20 protein-coding genes are annotated in these 20,159 nt (G+C 71.3%); 12 read left to right on the forward strand and 8 right to left on the reverse strand.

All coding sequences use genetic code 11. From position 1 onward, the window contains the following. Nucleotides 1-158 precede the first annotated feature (158 nt). Nucleotides 159-515 carry a hypothetical protein gene (locus ACZ4VL_RS26895; protein WP_361099593.1) on the forward strand — a complete coding sequence of 119 codons (357 nt, stop codon included), beginning with the start codon at nt 159-161 and terminating at the stop codon, nt 513-515. 77 nt (nt 516-592) lie between these two features. Here the strand turns inward: ACZ4VL_RS26895 and ACZ4VL_RS26900 are convergent, their stop codons facing one another. Together ACZ4VL_RS26900 and ACZ4VL_RS26905 are read right to left on the reverse strand one after the other, a co-directional pair. Continuing rightward, entirely contained in the window at nt 593-1,342 is a 750-nt protein-coding gene (locus ACZ4VL_RS26900) for a hypothetical protein (protein WP_468204742.1), read from the reverse strand. A gap of 180 nt (nt 1,343-1,522) precedes the next feature. Next, nucleotides 1,523-2,251 carry an SCO6745 family protein gene (locus ACZ4VL_RS26905; protein ID WP_468204744.1) on the reverse strand — a complete coding sequence of 243 codons (729 nt, stop codon included), beginning with the start codon at nt 2,249-2,251 and terminating at the stop codon, nt 1,523-1,525. A gap of 79 nt (nt 2,252-2,330) precedes the next feature. Between ACZ4VL_RS26905 and ACZ4VL_RS26910 the strand changes: the two genes are divergently transcribed. After that, entirely contained in the window at nt 2,331-3,218 is an 888-nt protein-coding gene (locus ACZ4VL_RS26910) for a LysR family transcriptional regulator (protein ID WP_468204745.1), read from the forward strand. Between the two features lie 180 nt (nt 3,219-3,398). Next, nucleotides 3,399-4,514, forward strand: coding sequence for a glutamate--cysteine ligase (locus tag ACZ4VL_RS26915; protein WP_468204747.1), 1,116 nt, complete (start codon nt 3,399-3,401; stop codon nt 4,512-4,514). On the opposite strand, the gene ACZ4VL_RS26920 is transcribed toward ACZ4VL_RS26915, so the two are convergent. Beyond that, on the reverse strand, nt 4,508-8,740 hold the full coding sequence (locus ACZ4VL_RS26920) for a molybdopterin-dependent oxidoreductase (RefSeq protein WP_468204749.1): 4,233 nt from the start codon (nt 8,738-8,740) through the stop codon (nt 4,508-4,510). The two genes, ACZ4VL_RS26915 and ACZ4VL_RS26920, sit on opposite strands and share 7 nt — an antisense overlap. 489 nt (nt 8,741-9,229) lie before the next feature. Between ACZ4VL_RS26920 and ACZ4VL_RS26925 the strand changes: the two genes are divergently transcribed. Beyond that, complete coding sequence (locus ACZ4VL_RS26925) at nt 9,230-9,871, forward strand: GNAT family N-acetyltransferase (protein WP_468204751.1); 642 nt, start codon at nt 9,230-9,232, stop codon at nt 9,869-9,871. Between the two features lie 84 nt (nt 9,872-9,955). On the opposite strand, the gene ACZ4VL_RS26930 is transcribed toward ACZ4VL_RS26925, so the two are convergent. Then, nucleotides 9,956-10,447, reverse strand: coding sequence for a hypothetical protein (locus ACZ4VL_RS26930; protein WP_468204753.1), 492 nt, complete (start codon nt 10,445-10,447; stop codon nt 9,956-9,958). Between the two features lie 397 nt (nt 10,448-10,844). Between ACZ4VL_RS26930 and ACZ4VL_RS26935 the strand changes: the two genes are divergently transcribed. Together ACZ4VL_RS26935 and ACZ4VL_RS26940 are read left to right on the forward strand one after the other, a co-directional pair. Then, nucleotides 10,845-12,035 carry a hypothetical protein gene (locus tag ACZ4VL_RS26935; RefSeq protein ID WP_468204755.1) on the forward strand — a complete coding sequence of 397 codons (1,191 nt, stop codon included), beginning with the start codon at nt 10,845-10,847 and terminating at the stop codon, nt 12,033-12,035. Between the two features lie 210 nt (nt 12,036-12,245). Beyond that, complete coding sequence (locus ACZ4VL_RS26940; protein ID WP_468204757.1) at nt 12,246-12,761, forward strand: hypothetical protein; 516 nt, start codon at nt 12,246-12,248, stop codon at nt 12,759-12,761. Between the two features lie 99 nt (nt 12,762-12,860). Here the strand turns inward: ACZ4VL_RS26940 and ACZ4VL_RS26945 are convergent, their stop codons facing one another. Both ACZ4VL_RS26945 and ACZ4VL_RS26950 read right to left on the reverse strand, forming a co-directional pair. Then, complete coding sequence (locus tag ACZ4VL_RS26945) at nt 12,861-13,208, reverse strand: DoxX family protein (RefSeq protein ID WP_468204759.1); 348 nt, start codon at nt 13,206-13,208, stop codon at nt 12,861-12,863. A gap of 196 nt (nt 13,209-13,404) precedes the next feature. Next, nucleotides 13,405-14,307 (reverse strand): sigma-70 family RNA polymerase sigma factor, encoded by a 903-nt coding sequence (locus ACZ4VL_RS26950; protein WP_468204761.1) that lies wholly within the window; start codon nt 14,305-14,307, stop codon nt 13,405-13,407. 172 nt (nt 14,308-14,479) lie between these two features. On the opposite strand from ACZ4VL_RS26950, the gene ACZ4VL_RS26955 reads away from it, so the two are divergent. The 3 genes from ACZ4VL_RS26955 to ACZ4VL_RS26965 all read left to right on the forward strand — a co-directional run bounded on the left by ACZ4VL_RS26955 (nt 14,480) and on the right by ACZ4VL_RS26965 (nt 15,864). Further along, a complete protein-coding gene (locus tag ACZ4VL_RS26955) occupies nt 14,480-14,965 on the forward strand; it encodes a DUF2975 domain-containing protein (protein WP_361099611.1) in 486 nt (161 codons plus the stop codon). After that, nucleotides 14,965-15,186, forward strand: coding sequence for a helix-turn-helix domain-containing protein (locus ACZ4VL_RS26960; RefSeq protein WP_468204763.1), 222 nt, complete (start codon nt 14,965-14,967; stop codon nt 15,184-15,186). The genes ACZ4VL_RS26955 and ACZ4VL_RS26960 overlap by 1 nt, the downstream gene beginning before the upstream one ends. Before the next feature lie 225 nt (nt 15,187-15,411). Further along, the gene (locus ACZ4VL_RS26965; protein ID WP_468204764.1) at nt 15,412-15,864 is read left to right on the forward strand and encodes a carboxypeptidase regulatory-like domain-containing protein; all 453 of its coding nucleotides are present in this window, start codon (nt 15,412-15,414) and stop codon (nt 15,862-15,864) included. A gap of 326 nt (nt 15,865-16,190) precedes the next feature. Here ACZ4VL_RS26965 and ACZ4VL_RS26970 read toward each other — a convergent pair whose 3' ends face one another. After that, nucleotides 16,191-16,904: an SDR family oxidoreductase gene (locus ACZ4VL_RS26970; protein WP_468204766.1), complete on the reverse strand. Its 714-nt coding sequence runs from the start codon at nt 16,902-16,904 to the stop codon at nt 16,191-16,193. 228 nt (nt 16,905-17,132) lie between these two features. Between ACZ4VL_RS26970 and ACZ4VL_RS26975 the strand changes: the two genes are divergently transcribed. Both ACZ4VL_RS26975 and ACZ4VL_RS26980 read left to right on the forward strand, forming a co-directional pair. Next, on the forward strand, nt 17,133-17,909 hold the full coding sequence (locus ACZ4VL_RS26975) for an aquaporin (protein WP_468204768.1): 777 nt from the start codon (nt 17,133-17,135) through the stop codon (nt 17,907-17,909). 66 nt (nt 17,910-17,975) lie between these two features. Next, a complete protein-coding gene (locus ACZ4VL_RS26980) occupies nt 17,976-18,203 on the forward strand; it encodes a hypothetical protein (RefSeq protein WP_361099629.1) in 228 nt (75 codons plus the stop codon). Nucleotides 18,204-18,285: 82 nt separating this feature from the next. Here the strand turns inward: ACZ4VL_RS26980 and ACZ4VL_RS26985 are convergent, their stop codons facing one another. Then, complete coding sequence (locus ACZ4VL_RS26985) at nt 18,286-18,834, reverse strand: YceI family protein (protein WP_468204770.1); 549 nt, start codon at nt 18,832-18,834, stop codon at nt 18,286-18,288. A gap of 233 nt (nt 18,835-19,067) precedes the next feature. On the opposite strand from ACZ4VL_RS26985, the gene ACZ4VL_RS26990 reads away from it, so the two are divergent. Continuing rightward, nucleotides 19,068-20,159, forward strand: a complete 1,092-nt coding sequence (locus ACZ4VL_RS26990; RefSeq protein WP_468204772.1) for a PP2C family protein-serine/threonine phosphatase — start codon at nt 19,068-19,070, stop codon at nt 20,157-20,159.

Raw genomic sequence — 20,159 nt, forward strand, 5'->3', positions numbered from 1 at the left:
CCGTACGGAGTTGTACGGAGCCGCGTCCGGACCCGTCCGACCTGCGGTTCTGCGCTTCCGCCGGGCGGGTCCGGTCGGGCTTGCTGGTGGAGCGCCGCCAAGCGACCGAACGCAACCCGGCGGCGGATCCGACCACCACGACGCGAAGGAGCACCACCATGCGACGCTTCACCAACAGCCTGCGGACCCGGACCGCGCTCGCGGCGGCCACGGCGGGCCTGGCCCTGACCGGCATGCTCGCCGGGGCCGGCGGGGCAGAGGCCGCCGGCAGCTACATCTCGTCCAACAGCGGCGGGGCGAACGTCCGCTCCTGCGCCAACACCGGCTGCGGCTCGTACGGCTACCTCGGCAACGGCACCGGAGTGGGCATGCAGTGCTGGCTGGACAGCCAGTGGGTGTACCCGCCGAGCTCGAACTACGCCTCCAACCGCTGGTTCCGGGTCTCCAGCCCGGTCGGCACCGGCTACGTCCACTCGTCGCTCGTCGCCGCGCAGACGTCCGTGCCGCACTGCTGACCGGTCCCCCGCAGCGCTCGGCCGAGGCCGCTCCGGATTCCTCCGGGGCGGCCCGGTACCCCGAGCGGCCCGAGCCCCTACACCACCTGCGGGGCCGCGGGGGTGGCGGGGAGGGCGCAGGCGGCGTGGTCCGTGCGGTGGCGCTCGAGGTCGAGGGCGAGGTCGGTGCGTTCGCGGCGGGCCGTGTCGGCTTCCTCGCGGACCTTGTCCAGGCGCTCCTCCAGCTGGGCGACGCGCTCGCGGTAGCGCCCGAGCTCGGCCCGTACGAACTCGACGTCGGCGACCTGCTGGGCGGTTTCCGTGCGGATCCGCTCCGTCTCCTCTTCGAAGCCCTGCTTGGCCTTGTCGAGCTCGGCGATGGCCTGCTCCGCGGCCTCCTCCGCCAGGGCGGTGCGCTGCTCGGCGGCCAGGGTCCGCTGGGCGGAGGCCTTGGTCACCGTCTCGATGCGCGCCTCGGCGGCCACCGAGTCCGTGATGAGGGCCAGCTCTTCGATGTAGACCGGCAGGTCCGCGACCAGACGGGACATCAGGGCCAAGAGGTCCTCCCGGGTCCCGGATTCGTTCGGGACGGACTCCACCATGTCCTCGACGGGCTCGGCGGCGGCCGTCGCAGGCGCGGACGGTGCCGGTGCGGGCGCCATCGCTGCCTTGGCGGCCCTCTTGGCTTCGGCCGCCTGGCGCTTCTCCTCCTTGCGCTCCTGTCGCTTCGCGCGGAACCGGCGGAAGGCGCTCAGGGAGTTGTGGTCCGGGTGGGCGCAGTAACGGGGTGCCAGGGCGTCCGGCGTCGGCGCTTCTGCGTGGTGGGTGCAGTCCGGGTAAGCGCACACCGGAAGAGTTTCAACGGCCCCAACGGTCATGTGTCCGTCCTTCGAGTTCAGGAGACTTGCCGATCACGCTAGACGCGGGGCCGGGTCAACGGGCGTCGCGGAGAGGCCTCGTAAGGATCGGTAAGATCACACGGGCCCATGCGCCATCGGGCCGGACGGGACGGGCCGCCGCCGGAACCGTCAGGGAGTGGTCATCGCCTCGACGAGGCGGGCGAACTCGCTGCGTTGCCGGTCGGTCAGACGGGCGTAGAGCGGCATCTGCATCTCGTCGGTGATCCGCTCGGCACGCTGTCGTCGCGGGATGTGGGCCGTGTCGACGGGCTGCGGCTCCGGCCAGCCGTAGTGGGCCGCCTGCTCGACGCCGAGGTTGACGACCATGGCTGCTCGGGCGCTCAGCCCGCACAGGCGCACCGCCGCCAGATGGCAGGCGCCGCGGTGTTCCCGCAGTACGTGCACGCGCTGCATGGCCGCGCCGGCCGGGTCGTCGTCGGGGCACGGTCGGGCGCGCCAGCCGGCGAACAGGGGCAGTGCGTCGGCGTCGGCGGCGTCGATCAGCTGCTGTGCAAGGTGGTTGAAGTGCTCCACGTCGACGTCGGCGGGGATGTGTGCGCGCCCCCATGCGCGGACGGCCTGTACGTAGCAGGCGGCGGCCTCTTCCGCGGGCATCACGGGCCGTCCCGCCCGCCAGCCCGTCGTCACCAGCCGGGGGCCGAGGAAGCCCTGTACCGCTTGGACCACCGCGACCGGTGCCTCGCCGAGCACTCCGAAGCGTCCCCGGCAGTAGAAGCCGCGGCCCGGGGCGAAGCCGGCGCGCAGGCCGATCCCGGCGGTCGCTTCGTCGGACATGAACTCGTCACCGAAATCGTGGATGGGGCGGGCCACGGCGGCAATGCACTCGGAGATTTCCATGTCCTGAACGTCGCCCACCGCAACCCAATAGGTCAAGAGGAGCTTTGCTGATGGGATCTTTTAGCTAGACTATCGAGTCGTGCTCGATGTCCGCCGCCTGTACATGCTCAAGACCGTCGCCGCCCGCGGCTCCATCACCGCGGCCGCCCACTCACTGGCTCTGACCGCCGGTGCCGTGTCCCAGCAACTGGCCGCTCTGCGGAACGACGTGGGAGTCGACCTGCTCCGCCCCGACGGGCGAACCGTCGCGCTGACGGACGCCGGCCGTGTCCTCCTCGAACACGCCGACCGGATCCTCGCCGCCATGGAGGAGGCCGAGAGCGCCATCGCGGCGGTCAAGGGCACCGTCGGCGCCACCGCCACGCTCGCCGCGCTGCCCTCGACCGTCACCAGGATCGTGGCCCCCGCACTCACCGCACTCGGCTCGCGCCACCCACAGCTCACCGTGACCTGCCACATCACCGACCAGGCACAACTACGCGAACTCGCGCTCGGCACCGTCGACGTGGTGCTGGGGCAGCGCTATCACCACGTACCCGACGCGACGCCCCGGGGCATCGACGTCTCACCCCTGCTCGACGATCCGCTGCTCGTCGTCACCGCGGCCGGCCGGGGCGACGACCGGCCCGTCTCCCTGCAGGAACTGGCCGGCCACGATCTCGCCGTACCCCCGCCGACCACGGACTGCGGACAAGCCATCCTGCAAGGCTGCCACCGGGCCGGATTCACACCCACACCCCGCTACGTCACCGCCGACATCGCCGCCCAGCTCACCCTCGCACGAGCCGGTCTCGCCACCGCGCTCGTCCCGCGCACGGCCATCGATCCGACCACCCCCGGAATCCGCGCGACCCCCCTCGCGGACCACCCGATCCGCCGCCTCCTGTTCGCCGCGACCCGTCACACCGAGAACGCGAACCCGACGACCACCGCCGTCATCGCAGCACTGCGCACCGCCGCCCGGTGACGGAGCGCCGCGCCACACGGTCGTGCACCGGACGCGCCTCTGCCACCGGGGCCGCCCCGGCTGGTGTGCTGAAGCCCGGACCTCCGTGGTCGACGGTGCGCCGGGGTCGACCGGCCGCGCATGAAAACGGAAAAAGCGGCAAGCGGTCCCGGGTGACGGGCCGACAGAACGGACGGACGTATGCGCAGTGTGGGCGTGGAAGAGGAACTGCTGCTGGCGGACGCGGACACGGGCGAGCCGCTGGCCGTGTCGAGCGTGGTGCTCGCCGCGGCTGACCGGGCCGCCGCAGGACCCGTGGCCGACCCGGGCGGCGACGGGCACGCCCTGGAGTCCGAGCTGCAGGAGGAGCAGGTCGAGTTCGCCACACGTCCGGTGACGGAGATGGGCGAGCTCCAGGAGGAGATCGTCCGCCACCGCTCCGAGGCGGCACGGCACGCGGCCACGGCCGGGGCGGTCGTCGCCGCCCTGGCCACCTCACCGCTGCCGGTCCGGCCCTCGATGTCGCCGGGACGCCGCTACGAGTGGGTGGCACGGAAGTTCGGCCTGACCGCTCAGGAGCAGCTCACCTGCGGCTGCCACGTCCACGTGTCGGTCGAGTCGGACGACGAGGGCGTCGCGGTCCTGGACCGTATCCGCCCCTGGCTGGCCGTGCTCACCGCGATCAGCGCGAACTCGCCGTTCTGGCAGGGCGAGGACACCGCGTACGCCGCATATCGCAGCCGGGTGTGGAACCGGCTCCCCTCCGCGGGCCCCACCGACGCCTTCGGGTCCGCCGACGGCTATCACGCCGAGGTGCGGGCCATGGTCGAGTCGGGCGTACTGCGGGACAAGGGAATGATCTACTTCGACGCGCGGCTGTCCGCCTCCTACCCCACCGTGGAGGTCAGAGTGGCGGACGTCTGCCTCCACGCGACGACGCCCGTCCTCCTGGCCGCCCTGGTACGGGGGCTCGTCGAGACGGCGGCCCGCTCCTGGCGGGCCGGCGAACCGCCCGCCCGGATCAGCACCGGCCTGCTGCGACTCGCCAACTGGCAGGCCGCCCGGTCGGGCCTCGACGGGCCCGTGCTGAACCCGGCGTCGATGCTGCCGACCGCACCCGTGGCCGCCCTGGACGCACTGTGCCGGCATGTCGAGCCGGCCCTGGCGGACGCCGGTGACCTCGACCTGGTCCGGACCGGGATCTCCGAGCTCGTCGAACGCGGCAACGGGGCGCGCGTCCAGCGGGAGCTGCTGCGCTCCGAGGGGTCGTTGGCGGCCGTCGTGCGGGAGTGCGCGCGGATCACGACCTCTCAGTAGACGTCTCGTACGTAGCGCCTTTCCGTGGAGAGGCGCCTGATGAATGCAGCGGCCTCTTCTTCGTCCATGGCGCCATGGGTGGCGGCGATGTCCCTGAGGGCCTGGTCGACGTCCTTGGCCATGCGTCCCGCGTCACCGCAGACGTAGAAGTGGGCACCGTCCTGGAGCCACTGCCAGAGGCGGGCTCCGTGCTCACGCATGCGGTCCTGGACGTAGACCTTGTTGCGCTGGTCGCGGGAGAAGGCGAGGTCGAGGCGCTCGAGGTGGCCCGATGCCCGGTACGCCTCGAGGTCCTGACGGTGGTAGAAGTCGGTGGCCTGGCGCTGTTCGCCGAAGAAGAGCCAGTTGGGTCCGGTGTGGCCGCGGGCCCGGCGGTCTTCGAGGAAGCCGATGAAGGGAGCCACGCCGGTGCCGGGGCCCACCATGATCATGGGGGTGGCCGGGTCGGCGGGCGGGCGGAAGTGCGGTGAGCGCTGCACGAAGACCTGTACGGGGCCGTCATCGGCACAGTCGGCGAGGTAGGTGGAGCACACGCCGTTGCGGGCGCGGCCGAGGTCGTTCGTGTAGCGGACGACGGAGACGGTGAGTCGGACCTCGCCGGGGTGCGCGAGCGGGCTGGAGGAGATGGAGTACAGGCGGGGCTGGAGGCGCTTGAGGACGGCGGTCCATTCGCCGGCGGAGGCGCGGGCGGGGAACGCGGCGATGACGTCGGCGGCCTGGCGGCCCCAGCTCCATCTGGCGAGCGCGTCCTTGTTGTCCGGCCTCAGCAGTCGTTTGAGGTCGTGGCTGCCCGTGCGGTCGCACACGAACCTGAGCAGGTCGGTGGTGATGCGCGTGATGTCGAGGCGGGTGCGCAGTGCCTCCCCGAGGGGGAGGGGCGTGCCGTCCCCGAGGTCGACGGGGGCGTCGCAGTCGAGGCCGGTGAGGGCGAGCCACTCCGTGACGAGGGCGGAGCCGTTGGTCGGCCATATGCCGAGGGCGTCGCCTGCGTCGTAGGCGAGTTCGCCTGCGCGGGTGTCGAAGGAGAACTGTCGTACCTCCTTCTGGGAACCGGGGAGGCTGAGCAGCCTGTTGCCGATCAGAAGGGTCGGGAACGGTGACGTCTTGCTGTAGGTGTTCTGCGATGGCACGGGCGCCTGCGCCCGTGCAGCGGCGGCGTCGGCCGGTGCGTGTTGCGGCTCCTCGGCCGTGGCCAGGGCGCCCAGCACCTCGCGGAGCCAGTGTTCGGCGGCCTCCTCGAAGTCGGGTTCGCAGTCGGTGCGGGGTACGAGTCGGGTGGCGCCGAGGGCGTCGAGGCGTTCGTCGAGCCGGCGGCCGTGGCCGCAGAAGTCGTCGTACGTCGAGTCGCCGAGGGCGAGCACCGTGTACCGCATTCCCTCCAGCCGTCCGGCGTCCGGAGCGGACAGTGCGTGCCAGAACGCGGCCCCGTTGTCGGGGGCGTCGCCGTCGCCGAACGTACTGGTGACGATCAGCACGTCGGCGTCGGTGTCGGCCGCGAGCCGGGACGGTTCCGTCTCCGTCATCGACAGCAGCTCGGGGCTGCGACCCGCTTGCCTGAGCCGGGCGGCCGCGGTGCCGGCGAACTCTTCGGCGTTGCCGGTCTGGGAGGCCCACAGGATGATCAGGCGGCGGCTCGGCCCGGGAGGGACGGCAGCCGGCGTCGGGGGCGCTGTGGGGTCGGGCGGGGCGGGCGCGGCGGGCGCGGCATCGGGCCGGCGCGAGAACATTCCGGCGAGGACGCCGTCCACCCAGAGTGCGGAGTCGGCGGTGAGGGGCGCAGCGGCCGGTAGGGCCGGAACACGCCCGTCGGGCGGCGCCGCGGCGAGACCGGCGAGGAAGCCGGAGAGGTAGCGGCGCTCGGTCTCCGCGAGTCGTGCCGGGGCGAGGTCGGTGATGCCGAACAGAGCGGCGAGGGCGGGGACGGCGGAGTCCACCGATGCTGCTTCGCCCGTCACGGTCGGGCGCAGGAGCGCCGTCTCGGCCCCCGGGGGCGGCACCGGGGTGCTCCGGGGCTCGGTGCCGGGGCGCGCCACCGGCACGGGAGCGGCCGTCCTGGTGAGGCTGACGGCGCAGACCTTGAACTCGGGCTGGAAGGAGATCGGGTCGACGGCGTCGTTGGTGACGGCGTTGATGCTGAGGTATTCGCCGAACAGGTCGTTCCAGTGGAAGGGGGCGAAGCAGGTGCCCGGCCGGACCCGGTCGCTGACCACCGCGGGCAGCACGGCCCTCCCGCGCCGGGAGGCGAGCTGCAGGTGGTCTCCGTCGGTGACGCCCAGAGCAGCGGCGTCCTCGGGGTGGACCTCGACGAAGGGGCCGGGGGCGAGTTTCGTGAGCTTCGGTACCTTGCCGGTCTTCGTCATGGTGTGCCACTGGTGCTGCAGACGGCCGGTGTTGAGGACGAACGGGTAATCGTCGTCCGGCAGCTCGGCCGGCGGCAGGTGGGGGCGGGCGAAGAACCGGGCGCGTCCGCTCGGGGTCGGGAAGGCCAGTCGGGGGCGGGTGCCGTCCTCATGTTCCAGCAGCGTCTGGCTGACGCCGTCGTTGAGGTAGCGGATGGGGTTGCGGTCCGGTCCGGCGGTGTCCGGCGCCGGCCACTGCACGGGGGTGGCGCGCAGCCGCTCGTAGCTGGCGCCGCGCAGGTCCCAGCCGGTCTGCGGGTTCCACGCCTGCTTCAGCTCCTCGAACACCTCCTCGGCGGAGGCGTACGTGAAGGCGTCGGCGAAGCCCATCGCGCAGGCCACCCGGGCGATGAGCTGCCAGTCGGGCAGCGCCTGTCCGGGCGGGTCGACGACGCCCTGCACGAGGGTGAGGTTGCGCTCGGAATTGATCATGACGCCGTCGGACTCCGCCCACAGGGTGGCGGGCAGGACGACGTCGGCGTACGCGTTGGTCTCGGTCTCCGCGAAGACGTCCTGGGTGATGACGAGTTCGGCGGCTTCCAGGGCTGCGATGACGGTCCTGCGGTTGGCGACCGAGGCGACGGGGTTGGTGCAGATGATCCAGCAGGCCTTGATGTCGCCGGCGGCCATCCGGTCGAACATCTCGATCGTGCCGCGGCCGACATCGGTGCGCAGGGAGCCCTCGGGGATGTTCCACAGTCGCTCGGTGAAGGCGCGCTCGGCTTCGACCAGGACGGAGCGCTGTCCGGGGAGGCCGGGGCCCATGTAGCCCATTTCGCGGCCGCCCATGGCGTTGGGCTGACCGGTCAGCGAGAAGGGCCCGGAACCGGGTCGGCAGATGGCGCCGGTGGCGAGGTGCAGGTTGATCAGGGCGTTGGTGTTCCAGGTGCCGTGGGTGGACTGGTTCAGTCCCATGGTCCAGCAACTCATCCACTCGCCTGCTTCACCGATCCAGGTCGCGGCCCGTCGGATGTCGCTCTCGGCCAGGCCGGTGATCTCCGCGACCCGGTCCGGCGCGTAGTCCGCGAGGAAGGCGGGCATCTGGTCCCAGCCCTCGGTGAACCCGGCGATGAACGCCTCATCGGTGTGCCCGTTCGCGACCAGCAGGTGCAGCAGGCCGTTCAGCAGGGCGAGGTCGGTACCCGGCTTGATCTGGAGGAACAGGTCCGCCTTGTCTGCGGTGGCGTTGCGCCGCGGGTCGACGACGATCAGCTTGGCGCCGGCCTTGACCCGGTCCATCATGCGCAGGAAGAGGATCGGGTGGCAGTCGGCCATGTTGGCGCCGATGACGAAGAAGACGTCCGCGGCGTCGAAGTCCTGGTAGGAGCCGGGCGGGCCGTCCGCGCCCAGCGACAGCTTGTAGCCGGAGCCGGCGGAGGCCATGCACAGCCGGGAGTTCGACTCGATCTGGTTGGTCCGCACGAAGCCCTTGGCCAGCTTGTTCGCCAGGTACTGCGCCTCGAGGGACATCTGCCCGGACACGTAGAAGGACAGTGCGTCGGGCCCGTGTGCGTCGAGGAGCGCCCGCAGCCGCCCGGCGACCGCCGTGATCGCCTCGCCCACGTCGGTCTCGGCGGGCTGGGCACCGCGTTCGGCGCGCACCAGCGCCCGCGCGACGCGTCCGGGCGCGGCCATCACGTCCGCGCTCGTCGCCCCCTTGGTGCACAGGCGGCCGAAGTTGGTGGGATGTGCCTTGTCCCCGGTCACCTTCACCGCGCGGCGACCGCCACCGAGCGGGCCGTCCGCCACGTCCAGGACGATGCCGCAGCCGACCCCGCAGTACGAGCAGACCGTACGGACACCGCCGTCCGTCGCGCCAGATGCCACCCAACCCCACCCCTTGGTGCGTGTCCTTTCCGAACGGGCCCGTCCGCCAGCGGCGGGCAGGCCCACCAGCACGGTAGGAAGATCGAATTTCCGAGCCGTCACGCCGCTGGGCCATCCGGGGTTACGCCCCCCGCACACGCCGACACTGCGCCGTGTGAGGCAGGCGCACGGACGGACGGCCTGGTGCGGGGCCCTCGTGGCGCTGGAGGACGGTCGGCGGCGCAGAGGGAGACCTCGGTCGCGGCGTTCCGGCTGCCGAGTACGACGACTGCGCCGGTGGCGGCGACAGTTCACGGCCGCCGCCGACAGGCTTCCGACACTCCGGGGAACGGACTTGTCGGACGTCGCACCGGACATCGGAGCGCTGTCTCGCCAGAGATCGGCAGTCAGCAGGCGAACACTTGGCGCGGTGATGTCGGACCCGGATGCTGTAATGACCCTTGCAGGAATCGGCTCATTACATGCGGCTCATTACATGCAGGGGGAATCATGTCCGAGGAGCAGCTCACCGGCTGGGTGAAGCAGTGGATCGACGGCTGGACCGTCTCGCGCGGCGCGGCCGACCCGGTCGAGGAACCGTGGGGGTGGACCATCGCCGTGGGGCTGGCGAAGGAGGTCGCCCGGCACGTGGTGCCCGTGCCCACGGAGGCCGACGTCCGCAAGCTGGCCGCCACCGCCCCGCCGGCCACCTGGCTCAAGCTGTTCGCCCCGGACGAGGCGGTGCGGGCCTGGGTGGGGGACGAGTGGGAGACGGACATCGCCGGCTTCCTGATGACCCTGCCGCTCGCCCCGGCACCGGCCGGGCAGCCGCCTGCCGGGTACACCGTGACGACGTGGAGCCGGGGCGGTGTGATCAAGGCCCTGGTCCGCACCGGGGACGGGCGGCTGGCCGCTCGGGGCCAGGTGGGCCTGGCCGGCCGCACCGCGGTCGCGGACCAGATCGAGACCGCACCGGACCAGCGGCGCCGGGGCCTGGGCGCCCTGGTGATGCGCACGTTGCAGAACGCCGCGTGGGAGGCGGGGGCCCGAGACGGGGTGCTGGTGGGCACTCCCGACGGCAGGGCCCTGTACGAGGCTCTGGGCTGGACTCTCCGCTCCCCCATGGTCAGCCTGGCCCGCCGGGCGGACTGACGGCGGGGTGGGAGCGGCGGGGGGCGCATGCCCGATCGGGCTTCCGGGTGGGCGGGCTGCCCGGAAGCCCGGATCTTCAGGGGGTCAGGCGCGCACGGCGTACCACTGGCTGCACTGGCGCTCGCTGCCCTTGACGACGCACCCGCGCAGCTTGTACGCGTGCCCCTCGGGCAGGTTGCCGGAGGCCACGTCGATGTAGGGCGCCTTGTGGCCGCGCGTGGACGCGACGCGGCCGGTGCTCAGCTCGGCCTCGACGCCCCAGCCGTCGCCGCGGGTGTCCTTGGCGACCAGGGAGTCACCCGGGATGTCGGGCGCGGGCTGCGGGTCGGCGTTCCACCGGGCGAAGCCCATCTCACGGTGGTCGCCGGGGCTGATGATGCGGATCGTGAGCGATCCGTCCGACTCCATCGCCGTGAGACCGGTGATGCCGTTCGCGGACACGGAGAAGTCGATGTCGGACGAGAGGTCGCCCGCTTCGTCGGCGCTGGCGGTACCGGCGCCGGCCGTCAGCGCCATGCCGACGAAGAGGGCGGCCGTACCGAGGACCGCGCCGACGCGCTTGTGTATCGAACTCATGGTTTCCCTTGCTTCCGCGTGCGACGGCACACCGCCGCACGCCACGCTCTCCCGCCGGCTCGAACATTTCCGGCGGTCAGTCAACACCACTGTAACCAGGGCCTGTTGGAAGGCTACTGGCGGGTACCGCATACGACCCCGCCCGACCGAACGGGTGACCCCGACAGCCCGATCCGGCTGGGGACCCGGCCCGCCGCCGGGGCGTTCCGCGTCCGGGACAGCGGCGGTGACGACCGTCGCACTCGTGGCCGACCGCCCACTGTTTGGCCGATCGGAACTGATGTACAAGTGAGTGCTCTGCACCATCCGGCCATCCGGCCGGCCCGGTTCCGGGGAGGCCACAGCGGTCTGCCGAACCGTGCTCTTTTCGATCGATCGATCGTTTCAGGGGGGCATCATGCACATACGTTCACGTGCCTGGATCCTGGTGGGCGCGGGCCTGCTCGCCGTGGGCGGCGGCCCGGCGTACGGGGCTGACACGCCGTCGGGCGAATCGGCGGCGGCCGTGCAGTACAGCGTGCAGGACCTCGGCACCCTGGGCGGAAGCCGCAGCAAGGCGACCGCCATCGACGGCAACACGGTCGTCGGGAGCTCACTCACGAGCGGCGACGCCGTCGAACACGCCTTCGCGTACGACCTGCGCAGGCACACCATGACCGATCTCGGCACGCTCGGGCACTCCAGCCGGGCGACTGATGTGCAGGGGTACCACATCGTCGGGGAGTCGAACCTCGCCGCCGACGGCCCGAGCCATGGATTCGCCTACGACGTCCGGACCCGCCAGCTCGTCGACATCGGCACTCTCGGCGGTAGCAGCACCAACGTCACCGGCCTGAGCGGCGACACCGTGGTGGGGACGTCGTCGCTGCCCGGCGATGTCGTCACCCATGCGTTCGCGTACAACCTGCGCACCCGGACCATGACCGATCTCGGCAGCCTCGCGGGCCCGTCGGGCCAGAGCACGGCGGCGGCCGTCAGCGGTGCGATCGTCGTGGGCAGCTCCTCCCTGCCGAAGACGCCGACCACCACGATGCACGGGTTCGCGTACAACCTGCGTACCCGGACGATGACCGATCTCGGCACTCTCGGCGGAGGCTCCAGCACGGCCAACGCCATCAGCGGTTCGACCGTGGTCGGACAGTCCCGAACGGCCGACAACCGCCTCAGCGGATACGCCTACGACCTCCGCACCGGCATCCGCACCGACCTGGGGTCCCACTTCCTGACCAGGCAACTGATCAGCGGGAGCACCGTGGTCGGCGGCGACGGCCTTCTCGCCAGCTCGTTCGACCTCACGACGCACACGAGTGCCGTCATCGGCTCCGGGCGCGGTGTCACGGAGGTCAGGCAGATCACCGGGAGCGTCATGGTGGGTGACAACTTCGCCCCCAACTCCTTCGCCTTCGTCGCCCGCGCCGACAACGGCGCCTTCACCTACCTGACCTCCCTCGGCGGCCTCAACTCCTCCGCGGCGCAGATCAACCGTGAGGGCGTCATCGCAGGCAGCGCAGCGCTTCCGCCCGCTGACCCGTTCACCGCCAACGGCCCGTTCCACGCCGCCGTCTGGGTTCCGCACGCGGTGGGGTGAGGGAGCGGAGCCGCGCCGGGTGGCTGGGGGGCAGGGCCGCGGCCGTCCTCTTCGACGGTCGGGCTCTGTCCGAGGCGGTGAAGGGCGGGGCCCTGGTGCAGTGCGTGGTGGCGCGCGGTCAACGAACGGTAGCTGCGGGACAAGACCGAAGCGCACCTCCTGTCCGCCGGGGCCGGCGGGACAGCCAGCGCTCGCAGCGTCGAGCACTGGGTGGACTTCGTCCGCAGGCCCGAACCCGGCCGTTGGTACCGGGCGCACAACGCCAGCATCATCGCCGGCTACCTGCACAACGAGGAGCTTGCGGCCTCCGAGCAGCAGGTGGAGCGGTTCATGATGAACGTTGCGCTGCTGCGCGTCCTGTTCACGCACGCCATGCTCGTACGGCCCCGACTCGCGCTCGGTCGACTGGCCGTGCTGGGCCCCCTGCTGGCCGACCCGCGCCGCCGGACCGTGCAGATGTTCCTCGACCTCGGCCGGTCCTTCCCCATCGAGGACCCGGTGGCCGCGCCGATCGCGAACACCATCCTCGACGAACACGCTCTCGCCCGCATGCTCGACTACGGCCTCATCGCGCCGAGGCTGCCCGCCGTCTACGACTTCTCCGCCGCTTCGCTGGAGCAGCCGCGGCTGAGGGAGCTCCTGGACGACGGTGTTCGGCCTACGCGTGGCCACACTCGGACCGGCCGATCTGGTACCTCGGCAATACGGGCCCGCACCTGCGCGTGATCGCCCGAGCCTCCGGAACACGCCTGCTCCGGCAGCGGTCACCCCTGGCCCGCTCACGCCTCCGATCCCGTCGACAGAGCGGCGGCAAGTCCTTCCGGGTCAGGCGGGGAAGCCGAGGGCGAGGGCGGCGACGACCGGGGCCATGTAGAGGAGCGGGAAGGCCGCGTGCGGGTAGGCGTGGGCCCGGATCACGGTGATGACGGCACCCGCGAAGTACAGGATCAGGCCGATCGCCGCGAGGAGGCCGATGACCGGGACGAACAGGCCGACCAGCAGGCCGACGGCGCCGGCGCTCTTCGCGAGGCCCAGCCGGGTCCACCAGGTGCGCGGGACCTGGAGCTGGGCGAGCGAGTCGAGTACCCACTGGGCGCCGGTGAGGACCGAGTAGCCCGAGAAGCCGGCCATGAGGGCGGCGATGACGGTGACGACGGTGGCGGTGGTGGACATCCGGTGCTCCTTCGGCGGGGCCGGGCCGTTTCCCGGCCGGTTGCTTCGTTCTTCACCCCCATGACCCGCGGGCTCGCAGATGTGTGACGCGACCGCCCGAGAAACTTTCTCGGGTGTCGGGTTTCCGGTGTCCGGGTGTCTCGTGCAGGCCGGCTGCGGGAGCCGTTTGCGTGGCTCCCGCAGCCGGGGCAGGCCCTCAGCCCAGGACGGCGCCGAGGTCGAGGGTGCGCAGACGGTCGGGGTCCACGATGACGTCGATGGCGACGATCAGGCCGTCGCTGACCGTGAAGGCCATGACGGACAGCGGGATGCCGTTGGCGGCGACCACGGCGCCGGCCGCGCCGTTGATGAGGGCCGGACGCACGAAGGGGGCCATCCTGCGGTAGGTGGCTGCCTGGGAGGCCACGGTGCGGGCGCCGTTGAGGACGACCGTCTGGCCGGCCCGCTTGAAGCCGCCGTCGGAGCGCAGGACGACGTCGGGGTGGAGGACGGCGACGAGGGCGTCGAAAGCCCCGTCGCGGGAGGCGGCGAAGAAGGCGTCGACGACCTCGCGCTGGCGGGTGAGGTCCGGGTCGGGTGACGGGGCCTGCCCCTGGACGCGGCGACGGGCGCGGCTGGCGAGCTGGCGGGTCGCGGCCGGGGTCCGCTCGATCAGCGGGGCGATCTCGTCGAAGGGCACGGCGAACATGTCGTGCAGGACGAACGCGACGCGCTCGGCCGGGGAGAGGGAATCGAGGACGACGAGCAGGGCGAGTCCGACCGAGTCGGCGAGGAGCACCTGCTGTTCGGGGTCGAGGCCACGGGGGTCGCTGACGACCGGGTCGGGTATGCGGACGCCGTCTCCGGTGCCGATCCCGGTGCCGGCGCCTGCGTCGAGGGGGTCCTCGCGGCGGGTGTCGCGCGTGCGGAGCATGCTCAGGCAGATCCGTGCCGTGACCGTGGTCAGCCAGCCGCCGAGGTTTTCGATCCCGTCGACGCCGGTGCGGTTCAGGCGCAGCCAGGTCTCCTGTACGGCGTCCTCGGCCTCGGCGAAGGAGCCGAGCATCCGGTAGGCCACTGCGCGCAGGCGCGGGCGGTGTTCTTCGAAGAGGTCTGTCACCCGTGTTGATCTATCACCTGCCGGTGATTGCGGAGGCGGGCGGGTGGCTCAGGCGCCCCCGCCCCGCTCCACGCTGTCCCGTCCCCGAACCCCGGGCGCTCTCCGCCCCATCCCTTGCCCCACCTATCGAAATTCGATAGATTCCCATCGCAACTCGATGGAGGGATGGGTCGTGGGAAAGCTGACAGTGGGTGCGCTGCGCGCCGTGCTCGTGGTGGTGCTCGCCGGCACCGGGTTCGTACAGGCGTTGATGGTGTGGGCGTTGGCCACCGACCCGGAGGACGGGTCGCTGCCGCTCACCCCCCTACGCGTGATCACGATCCTGGGCATGGTGTCGGTCCAGGTCGCCCTGGTCTGCGTATGGCGGCTGGTGACGATGGTGCGCCGCGGAACCGTGTTCTCGCACGCCGCCTTCCGGTACGTGGACGGCGTGATCGGCTCGATCGTGGCGGCCGCCCTCGTGTGGTTCGCGGTCACGGCCGTCAATGCGCCGGGCCAGCGGGAGGACCCGGGAGTCACCGTCATCATGGCCGGGGTCGGCGTGGCCATCCTGGGGGTGGCGCTCATCGTGCTCGTGCTGCGGATGCTGCTCGCCCAGGCCGTTGCGCGCGACGTCGAAGCGGCGCAGATGCAGGCCGAGTTGGACGAGGTGATCTGATGCCGATCGCCGTCGACATCGACGTGATGCTGGCCAAGCGGAAGATGTCCGTGGGCGAGCTCGCCGACCGCGTGGGGATCACGCCCGCCAACCTGGCGGTGCTCAAGAACGGCCGCGCCAAGGCGGTGCGCTTCGCGACGCTCGCCGCGCTGTGCGAGGTGCTGGAGTGCCAGCCGGGCGACCTCCTGCGCTGGGAGGCCGAGGACTCCGCGGGCGGATGACCTGCCCGCGCACTCTGCGGCCACCAACCCGGGCCGCGCGTTGGGGGGCCCGCGTCAACGCAGGGACCCGCCCCGGCACGAGGTCGTCGTGCCGGGGCGGGTCCGTGCGCGGGTCGACTGCAGGAACCCGTGTGCGGATCACACGACTGGCGGCAGTAGTGGGGCACACACAGACTGGACACGGGGGTGGCCTCCAGCGGTAGTCCGACCGGGAGGGAGACCCAGATGTTCGGAAATGTGCGAGCAGTCTCCGACAGCAGCCCCATCTTCATGATCAAGGTCAGCGTCTATCGCAGTGGGCTGACTGAGATCGATCACGTCTTCACCGACGAGGCGGGCCAGTACAGCGTGGCGATCCCCGAGGGGGACACGATCACCGTTCGATTCGACACGCACCACTCGCTCACCAATGCCATGGACTGGCAGCCGTCCGTGGTCGTGAACGTGACCGCCAGCGACACGACTCCCTTGGACCGCTACCTGCTTCCCACGGGTCAGGAATTCGGCGCGGCGTCGGACATGGACGCTCTGAACGGGTATGTGATCGCAGCGGCCGTGGGTGAGGGCGAGGAATACGCCGCCACAGCGGTGCGGCGCCTGTCGATGCTCAAACAGCAGAGCCTGGTGCTCCAAGAACTCGAGCAAAGGCTTCTGGAGCACTTCAGTGGAGTGACCTGATGCGGTGACCGCGCCCTCGGGGATCACGTCGCGAACGGTGGAACGTGTCAGGCGTGGCCGAGTTGTGTGGGGGTCCGCCCCACATCCCACGGACAGCGCCGACAACGACGCGACGGCGACTGCGAGAGCCGGACCCCTCACACCGGAGACGACGCGGCGGCCGAGCGCGCTTCGCATGTCGGCCGGGTCTCCTGACGTCTCTTGCAGTGACGGGAGGTCGATTGCAGTGACGGGAGGTCGATCGACGGGCTCTCCCGGACAGTGCGTACGTCACCCGCGTCGTTCATCGTGACCACCGTCCCGGTGAGCACCGCACCGGGGTTCTCCTAGACGATCTTCTTGTCCAGTACCAGGTCGTGGCCCACGACGAACGCGGCCTCGGCCGAGCACAGCCAGACCACGGCGTCGGCGACCTGCTCGGGGGTGGCTCCGTCCGCGTGGGAGGAGCCGGGCTCGTGCGCCGGGCCGGGGCTGATCGCGTTGATGCGGATGCCCTTGCCGATGTACTCCTGCGCGGCGGCGCGGGTCAACGTGGACATCCCCGCCTTGGACGCGGCGTAGGCGCTCTGCCCGACCAGGAGGCCGGTCCGCGCCATGTTGCAGGCGGTGTTGACGATGGTGCCGCCGCCGGTCGCCTCCATGTGGGCGAGCTCGTGCTTCATGGCCATCCATACGCCGGTGAGGTTGGCGGTCAGGATCTCCGTCCAGTCCCGCTCCTGGATGTCGGCGAGGTTGCTGGTCGGCCCGGACACGGTGGCGTTGTTGAAGGCGATGTCGACGGTGCCGAACCGTTCGACGGTCGCGGCCACCATACGGGCGGACTCCTCCGCGCGACCGGTCGCGATGTCCGCCACCACCGAGTCCGCCGTGCCACCGGCGTCACGGACCAGCTTGAGCGTGCCCTGCAGTTCCTCCGGGTCCGGTCCGGCGAGCATCACGGCGGCGCCCTCGCGGGCGAACGCGACCGCCGTGGCCCGGCAGATTCCCCCGTCACCCGACCCGGCGACGAGAACGACCCTTCCAGTGAATCGTGCGGACATCGATCGCGTTCCTTCTTTCCGTGTTTTTTCGTGGTGTTCGCGGAGTTGCCCTCGGCCCACTCCCGGAGTCTCGGAGAGCCGCAAATCGCCGGTCCATCGCCACCGGTGCACTCCGTCAGGTGACCGCCGCTTTCGAAGTCGGCGGCGCTGTGGGGCCTTGACGTCACTTGACAGAGTGTCGTATGCAGGCGTTGCCGCGCACGGTCGGGCGCGAACAGATTCCACAGAGTGACATCGACATCCTTGGAAGCCCAGATGCTGCCGCCTCCTGCCGCACCCGCACCCGCGTCGGCTGCCGCGCCCGCGCGACGCACTCCACTCGCCCTGGTCGCCGTCTACGAGTTCGCGCTGACCGCCGGCCTGCTGTTCGTCGTGGTCACTGCCGCGCGGTGGATGGCCGGGCCCGGCACACCGCTGGCCGATCTGCTGCCCACCTTCACCTCCCAGCTGGTGGTGATGGGCCTGCTGGTGGGTGCCATCGTGACGGCCGTGCTCGGCCCGTCCATGCGGCACGGGACCGCGGGGCACCTCAATCCCGCGGTCAGCATCGGCCTGTGGATGCTGCGCGTCTTCCCCGGCAAGGCGGTGCCGCCGTTCGTGGTGGCCCAGCTGGCCGGTTCGGTGGCCGGTGTGGCCCTCGCCGATCTGGTGTGGGGCGACGCCGCCGGGAAGGTCGGGTACGCGGCGATGGTGCCCGCCCGGGGCTGGGGTTCGGGCGCCGTGTTCACGGTGGAGGCCGCGGCCATGGCCGTGATCATGCTGATCGTGGCGTTCTTCGGGACCCGCCCGCCCCTGCTGCGGTTCCTGCCGCCGGTGATCGGCGCCTGTGTCGCCGCCGTCATCGTCTTCCTCGGACCGCTGTCGGGAGGCGGCGCGAATCCGGCCCGGCAGTTGGGGCCGGCGGTGTTCGCCGGTGCCACCGGCCATCTGTGGGCGTACCTGCTGGCGCCCGTCGCCGGCGCCGCGGTCGCGGCGGCGCTCGCCCCTCTGATGCGGCGGCGTTGACCTGCACTGCCGCCGCGACATCGCCCTCGGAGTGCTGGAGCGACGCCGCACCGCCAGAGTGGAGGAATGAGCCCTGAGCTGCGTGTGATCGTCTATCCGCCGGACGCCGAGGGCGGGCGCCGCGTCCGCGTCGACGGCGCGATCCTCGGTCGCGCCCTCGGGCCCGACGATCTTCTGGAGTTCCTGCGTCGGGCCGGCCTGGACCCGGACGGCGTCCGCCTGGACGATGCGCTGCTGATCGAGTGGCGCGGAGGCGGGCCAGCAGTGTGGAGCCCGGACACCGGCGGCGCGTGAGCGCGGTGGTGCGGGTCGCCACCCCGGAAGGGCGGCGACCCGTGGTGGCCGCGTGGTGGCGCGGCCGAGCGGTCGGGCGCTGCTACTGCTTGATGGCCGAGATGTCGAACTCCAGGACGACCTTGTCGCCGACCAGCACGCCGCCGCCCTCCAGGGCCGCGTTCCAGGTCACGCCGAACTCCTTGCGGGAGATGGTCACCGACCCCTCCAGGCCGACCCGCAGGTTGCCGTAGGGGTCGACGGCATTGCCGGTGTACTCGAAGTCGATGGTGACCGGGCGGGTGGTGTCCTTGACGGTCAGGTCGCCGGTGACACGGTATTCGGTGTCGGATCGCGGCTCGACCGAGGTGCTGCGGAAGGTGATGTCGGGGAAGTTGGGAGCGTCCAGGAAGTCGTTGGTGCGCAGGTGCTGGTCGCGCTGTTCGACGCCGGTGTCGATGCTCTCGGTCTTGATGACCACCTGGGCGGTGGAACGGGCCGGATCGGAGCCGTCCAGGTGGGCGGTGCCCTCGAACTCGTGGAACGCGCCGCGGACCTTGGTCACCATGGCGTGGCGGGCGACGAAACCGATCCGGGTGTGGTGGGGGTCGAGAACGTAGTCCCCGGTGAGCTCGGCGGTGCTGACGGTCATCGTTGACGTGCCTCCGTAAGGCCGGGATCCCGGCGCCGGTACGCCCGGATCTGTTCCGGCTCCACGTTAGGGTCCGCCCCCGTGCCGGCCCGTCCGAACGCACGGTGCGCCAGCAGAATGCACTCTGACCAGCGACCTCGGGCCACCGGCTTCCACCGATTCGGTCGTGCGTTTGATTTTCGGAGGTGTTCCCCAGAGCGCTGTGCCCTCATTGCGCACATATTCTGGGAAATGTGATCGAGTCTGGACGGCCGCAGCCCCGTCGGCGCCCCGGCCCGGGAAGGCTTGTGCGGCTGTCGCCGGTCATCCTGACCGTCGTGATCGCCAGCCTGGCCTACGCCACTCCGCCGGAGATGGCTTTCAGCCGGCTCCTGCCCGCGGCGCCGGCCCTGGCCGCAGCCATGTGGCCGGTCCTCCCCACCGTCCTGCTCGGGACGGTCTGTCTCCTGCTGATGATCGGCCTCAGCCTCGTCTTCCCCGATCTGGGAACGTGGTGGACGGCCGCGGGGATCATCGCGGTCACCGTGGCCGCCGCGTACGGCAGCCACGTCCGCCTGCAACGGGAGCGCACCCTCTTCCAGGTACGGCTCGTCGCCGACGCGGCGCAGCAGGTGGTGCTGAGTCCCATGCCTCGCCGTCTCGGGAACGTCGAGATCGAGTCGCTGTACCTTGCGGCCGCGGCGGAGGCCCGCATCGGCGGGGACTTCTACGAGGTGGTCGACACGCCGTTCGGGGTCCGGCTGCTCATCGGTGACGTGCGGGGCAAGGGCCTGCCGGCAGTGGGGGCGGCCGCAGCGATCGTCAACGCGTTCCGCGAAGCGGCCTACAGCGAGGGCGACATCGTCGAGGTCGCCCGGAGGTTGGACGTCAGCAGTACCCGTTACAACGCGGCGTTCCCCCCCGAAGGGCCCATGGAGCGCTTCGCCACCGCCCTGCTCGTCGAGATCCCCCACGAGGGCGGCCACATCGACGTCCTCAACTGCGGACACCCTCCGCCGATACTCCTGAACCGCAAGAAGCTGCGTGTGCTCGAGTCCGCCACCCCCTCGCCTCTGCTCAGCCTCGCGGAGCTGATCGGCGACCACTACAACGTCGACACCTTCGACTTCGCCCCCGGCGACCTGCTGCTCCTCTACACCGACGGGATCGCCGAGGCCCGTGCCCGCGACGGCGAGTTCTTCCCGCTGGCGGCTTGGATGCGCCAGCAGCCCCCCACACCACCCCGCGAACTGCTCACGGCCCTCCACCGCGACCTCCTCCGCTACAGCAAGGGGCGCCTTGACGACGACATCGCCGCCCTCGCCGTACGCCGGCGCGAGCAATAG

It is taken from the genome of Streptomyces sp. NPDC029014, from assembly GCF_055564695.1.

What these genes read in the sequence shown, in the direction of transcription:
- ACZ4VL_RS26895 (WP_361099593.1), top strand. Translation starts at nt 159, where the DNA reads ATGCGACGCTTCACCAACAGCCTGCGGACCCGGACCGCGCTCGCGGCG.
- ACZ4VL_RS26905 (WP_468204744.1), bottom strand. Translation starts at nt 2,251, where the DNA reads ATGGAAATCTCCGAGTGCATTGCCGCCGTGGCCCGCCCCATCCACGAT.
- ACZ4VL_RS26915 (WP_468204747.1), top strand. Translation starts at nt 3,399, where the DNA reads ATGCGCAGTGTGGGCGTGGAAGAGGAACTGCTGCTGGCGGACGCGGAC.
- ACZ4VL_RS26925 (WP_468204751.1), top strand. Translation starts at nt 9,230, where the DNA reads ATGTCCGAGGAGCAGCTCACCGGCTGGGTGAAGCAGTGGATCGACGGC.
- ACZ4VL_RS26930 (WP_468204753.1), bottom strand. Translation starts at nt 10,447, where the DNA reads ATGAGTTCGATACACAAGCGCGTCGGCGCGGTCCTCGGTACGGCCGCC.
- ACZ4VL_RS26935 (WP_468204755.1), top strand. Translation starts at nt 10,845, where the DNA reads ATGCACATACGTTCACGTGCCTGGATCCTGGTGGGCGCGGGCCTGCTC.
- ACZ4VL_RS26945 (WP_468204759.1), bottom strand. Translation starts at nt 13,208, where the DNA reads ATGTCCACCACCGCCACCGTCGTCACCGTCATCGCCGCCCTCATGGCC.
- ACZ4VL_RS26960 (WP_468204763.1), top strand. Translation starts at nt 14,965, where the DNA reads ATGCCGATCGCCGTCGACATCGACGTGATGCTGGCCAAGCGGAAGATG.
- ACZ4VL_RS26965 (WP_468204764.1), top strand. Translation starts at nt 15,412, where the DNA reads ATGTTCGGAAATGTGCGAGCAGTCTCCGACAGCAGCCCCATCTTCATG.
- ACZ4VL_RS26970 (WP_468204766.1), bottom strand. Translation starts at nt 16,904, where the DNA reads ATGTCCGCACGATTCACTGGAAGGGTCGTTCTCGTCGCCGGGTCGGGT.
- ACZ4VL_RS26980 (WP_361099629.1), top strand. Translation starts at nt 17,976, where the DNA reads ATGAGCCCTGAGCTGCGTGTGATCGTCTATCCGCCGGACGCCGAGGGC.
- ACZ4VL_RS26985 (WP_468204770.1), bottom strand. Translation starts at nt 18,834, where the DNA reads ATGACCGTCAGCACCGCCGAGCTCACCGGGGACTACGTTCTCGACCCC.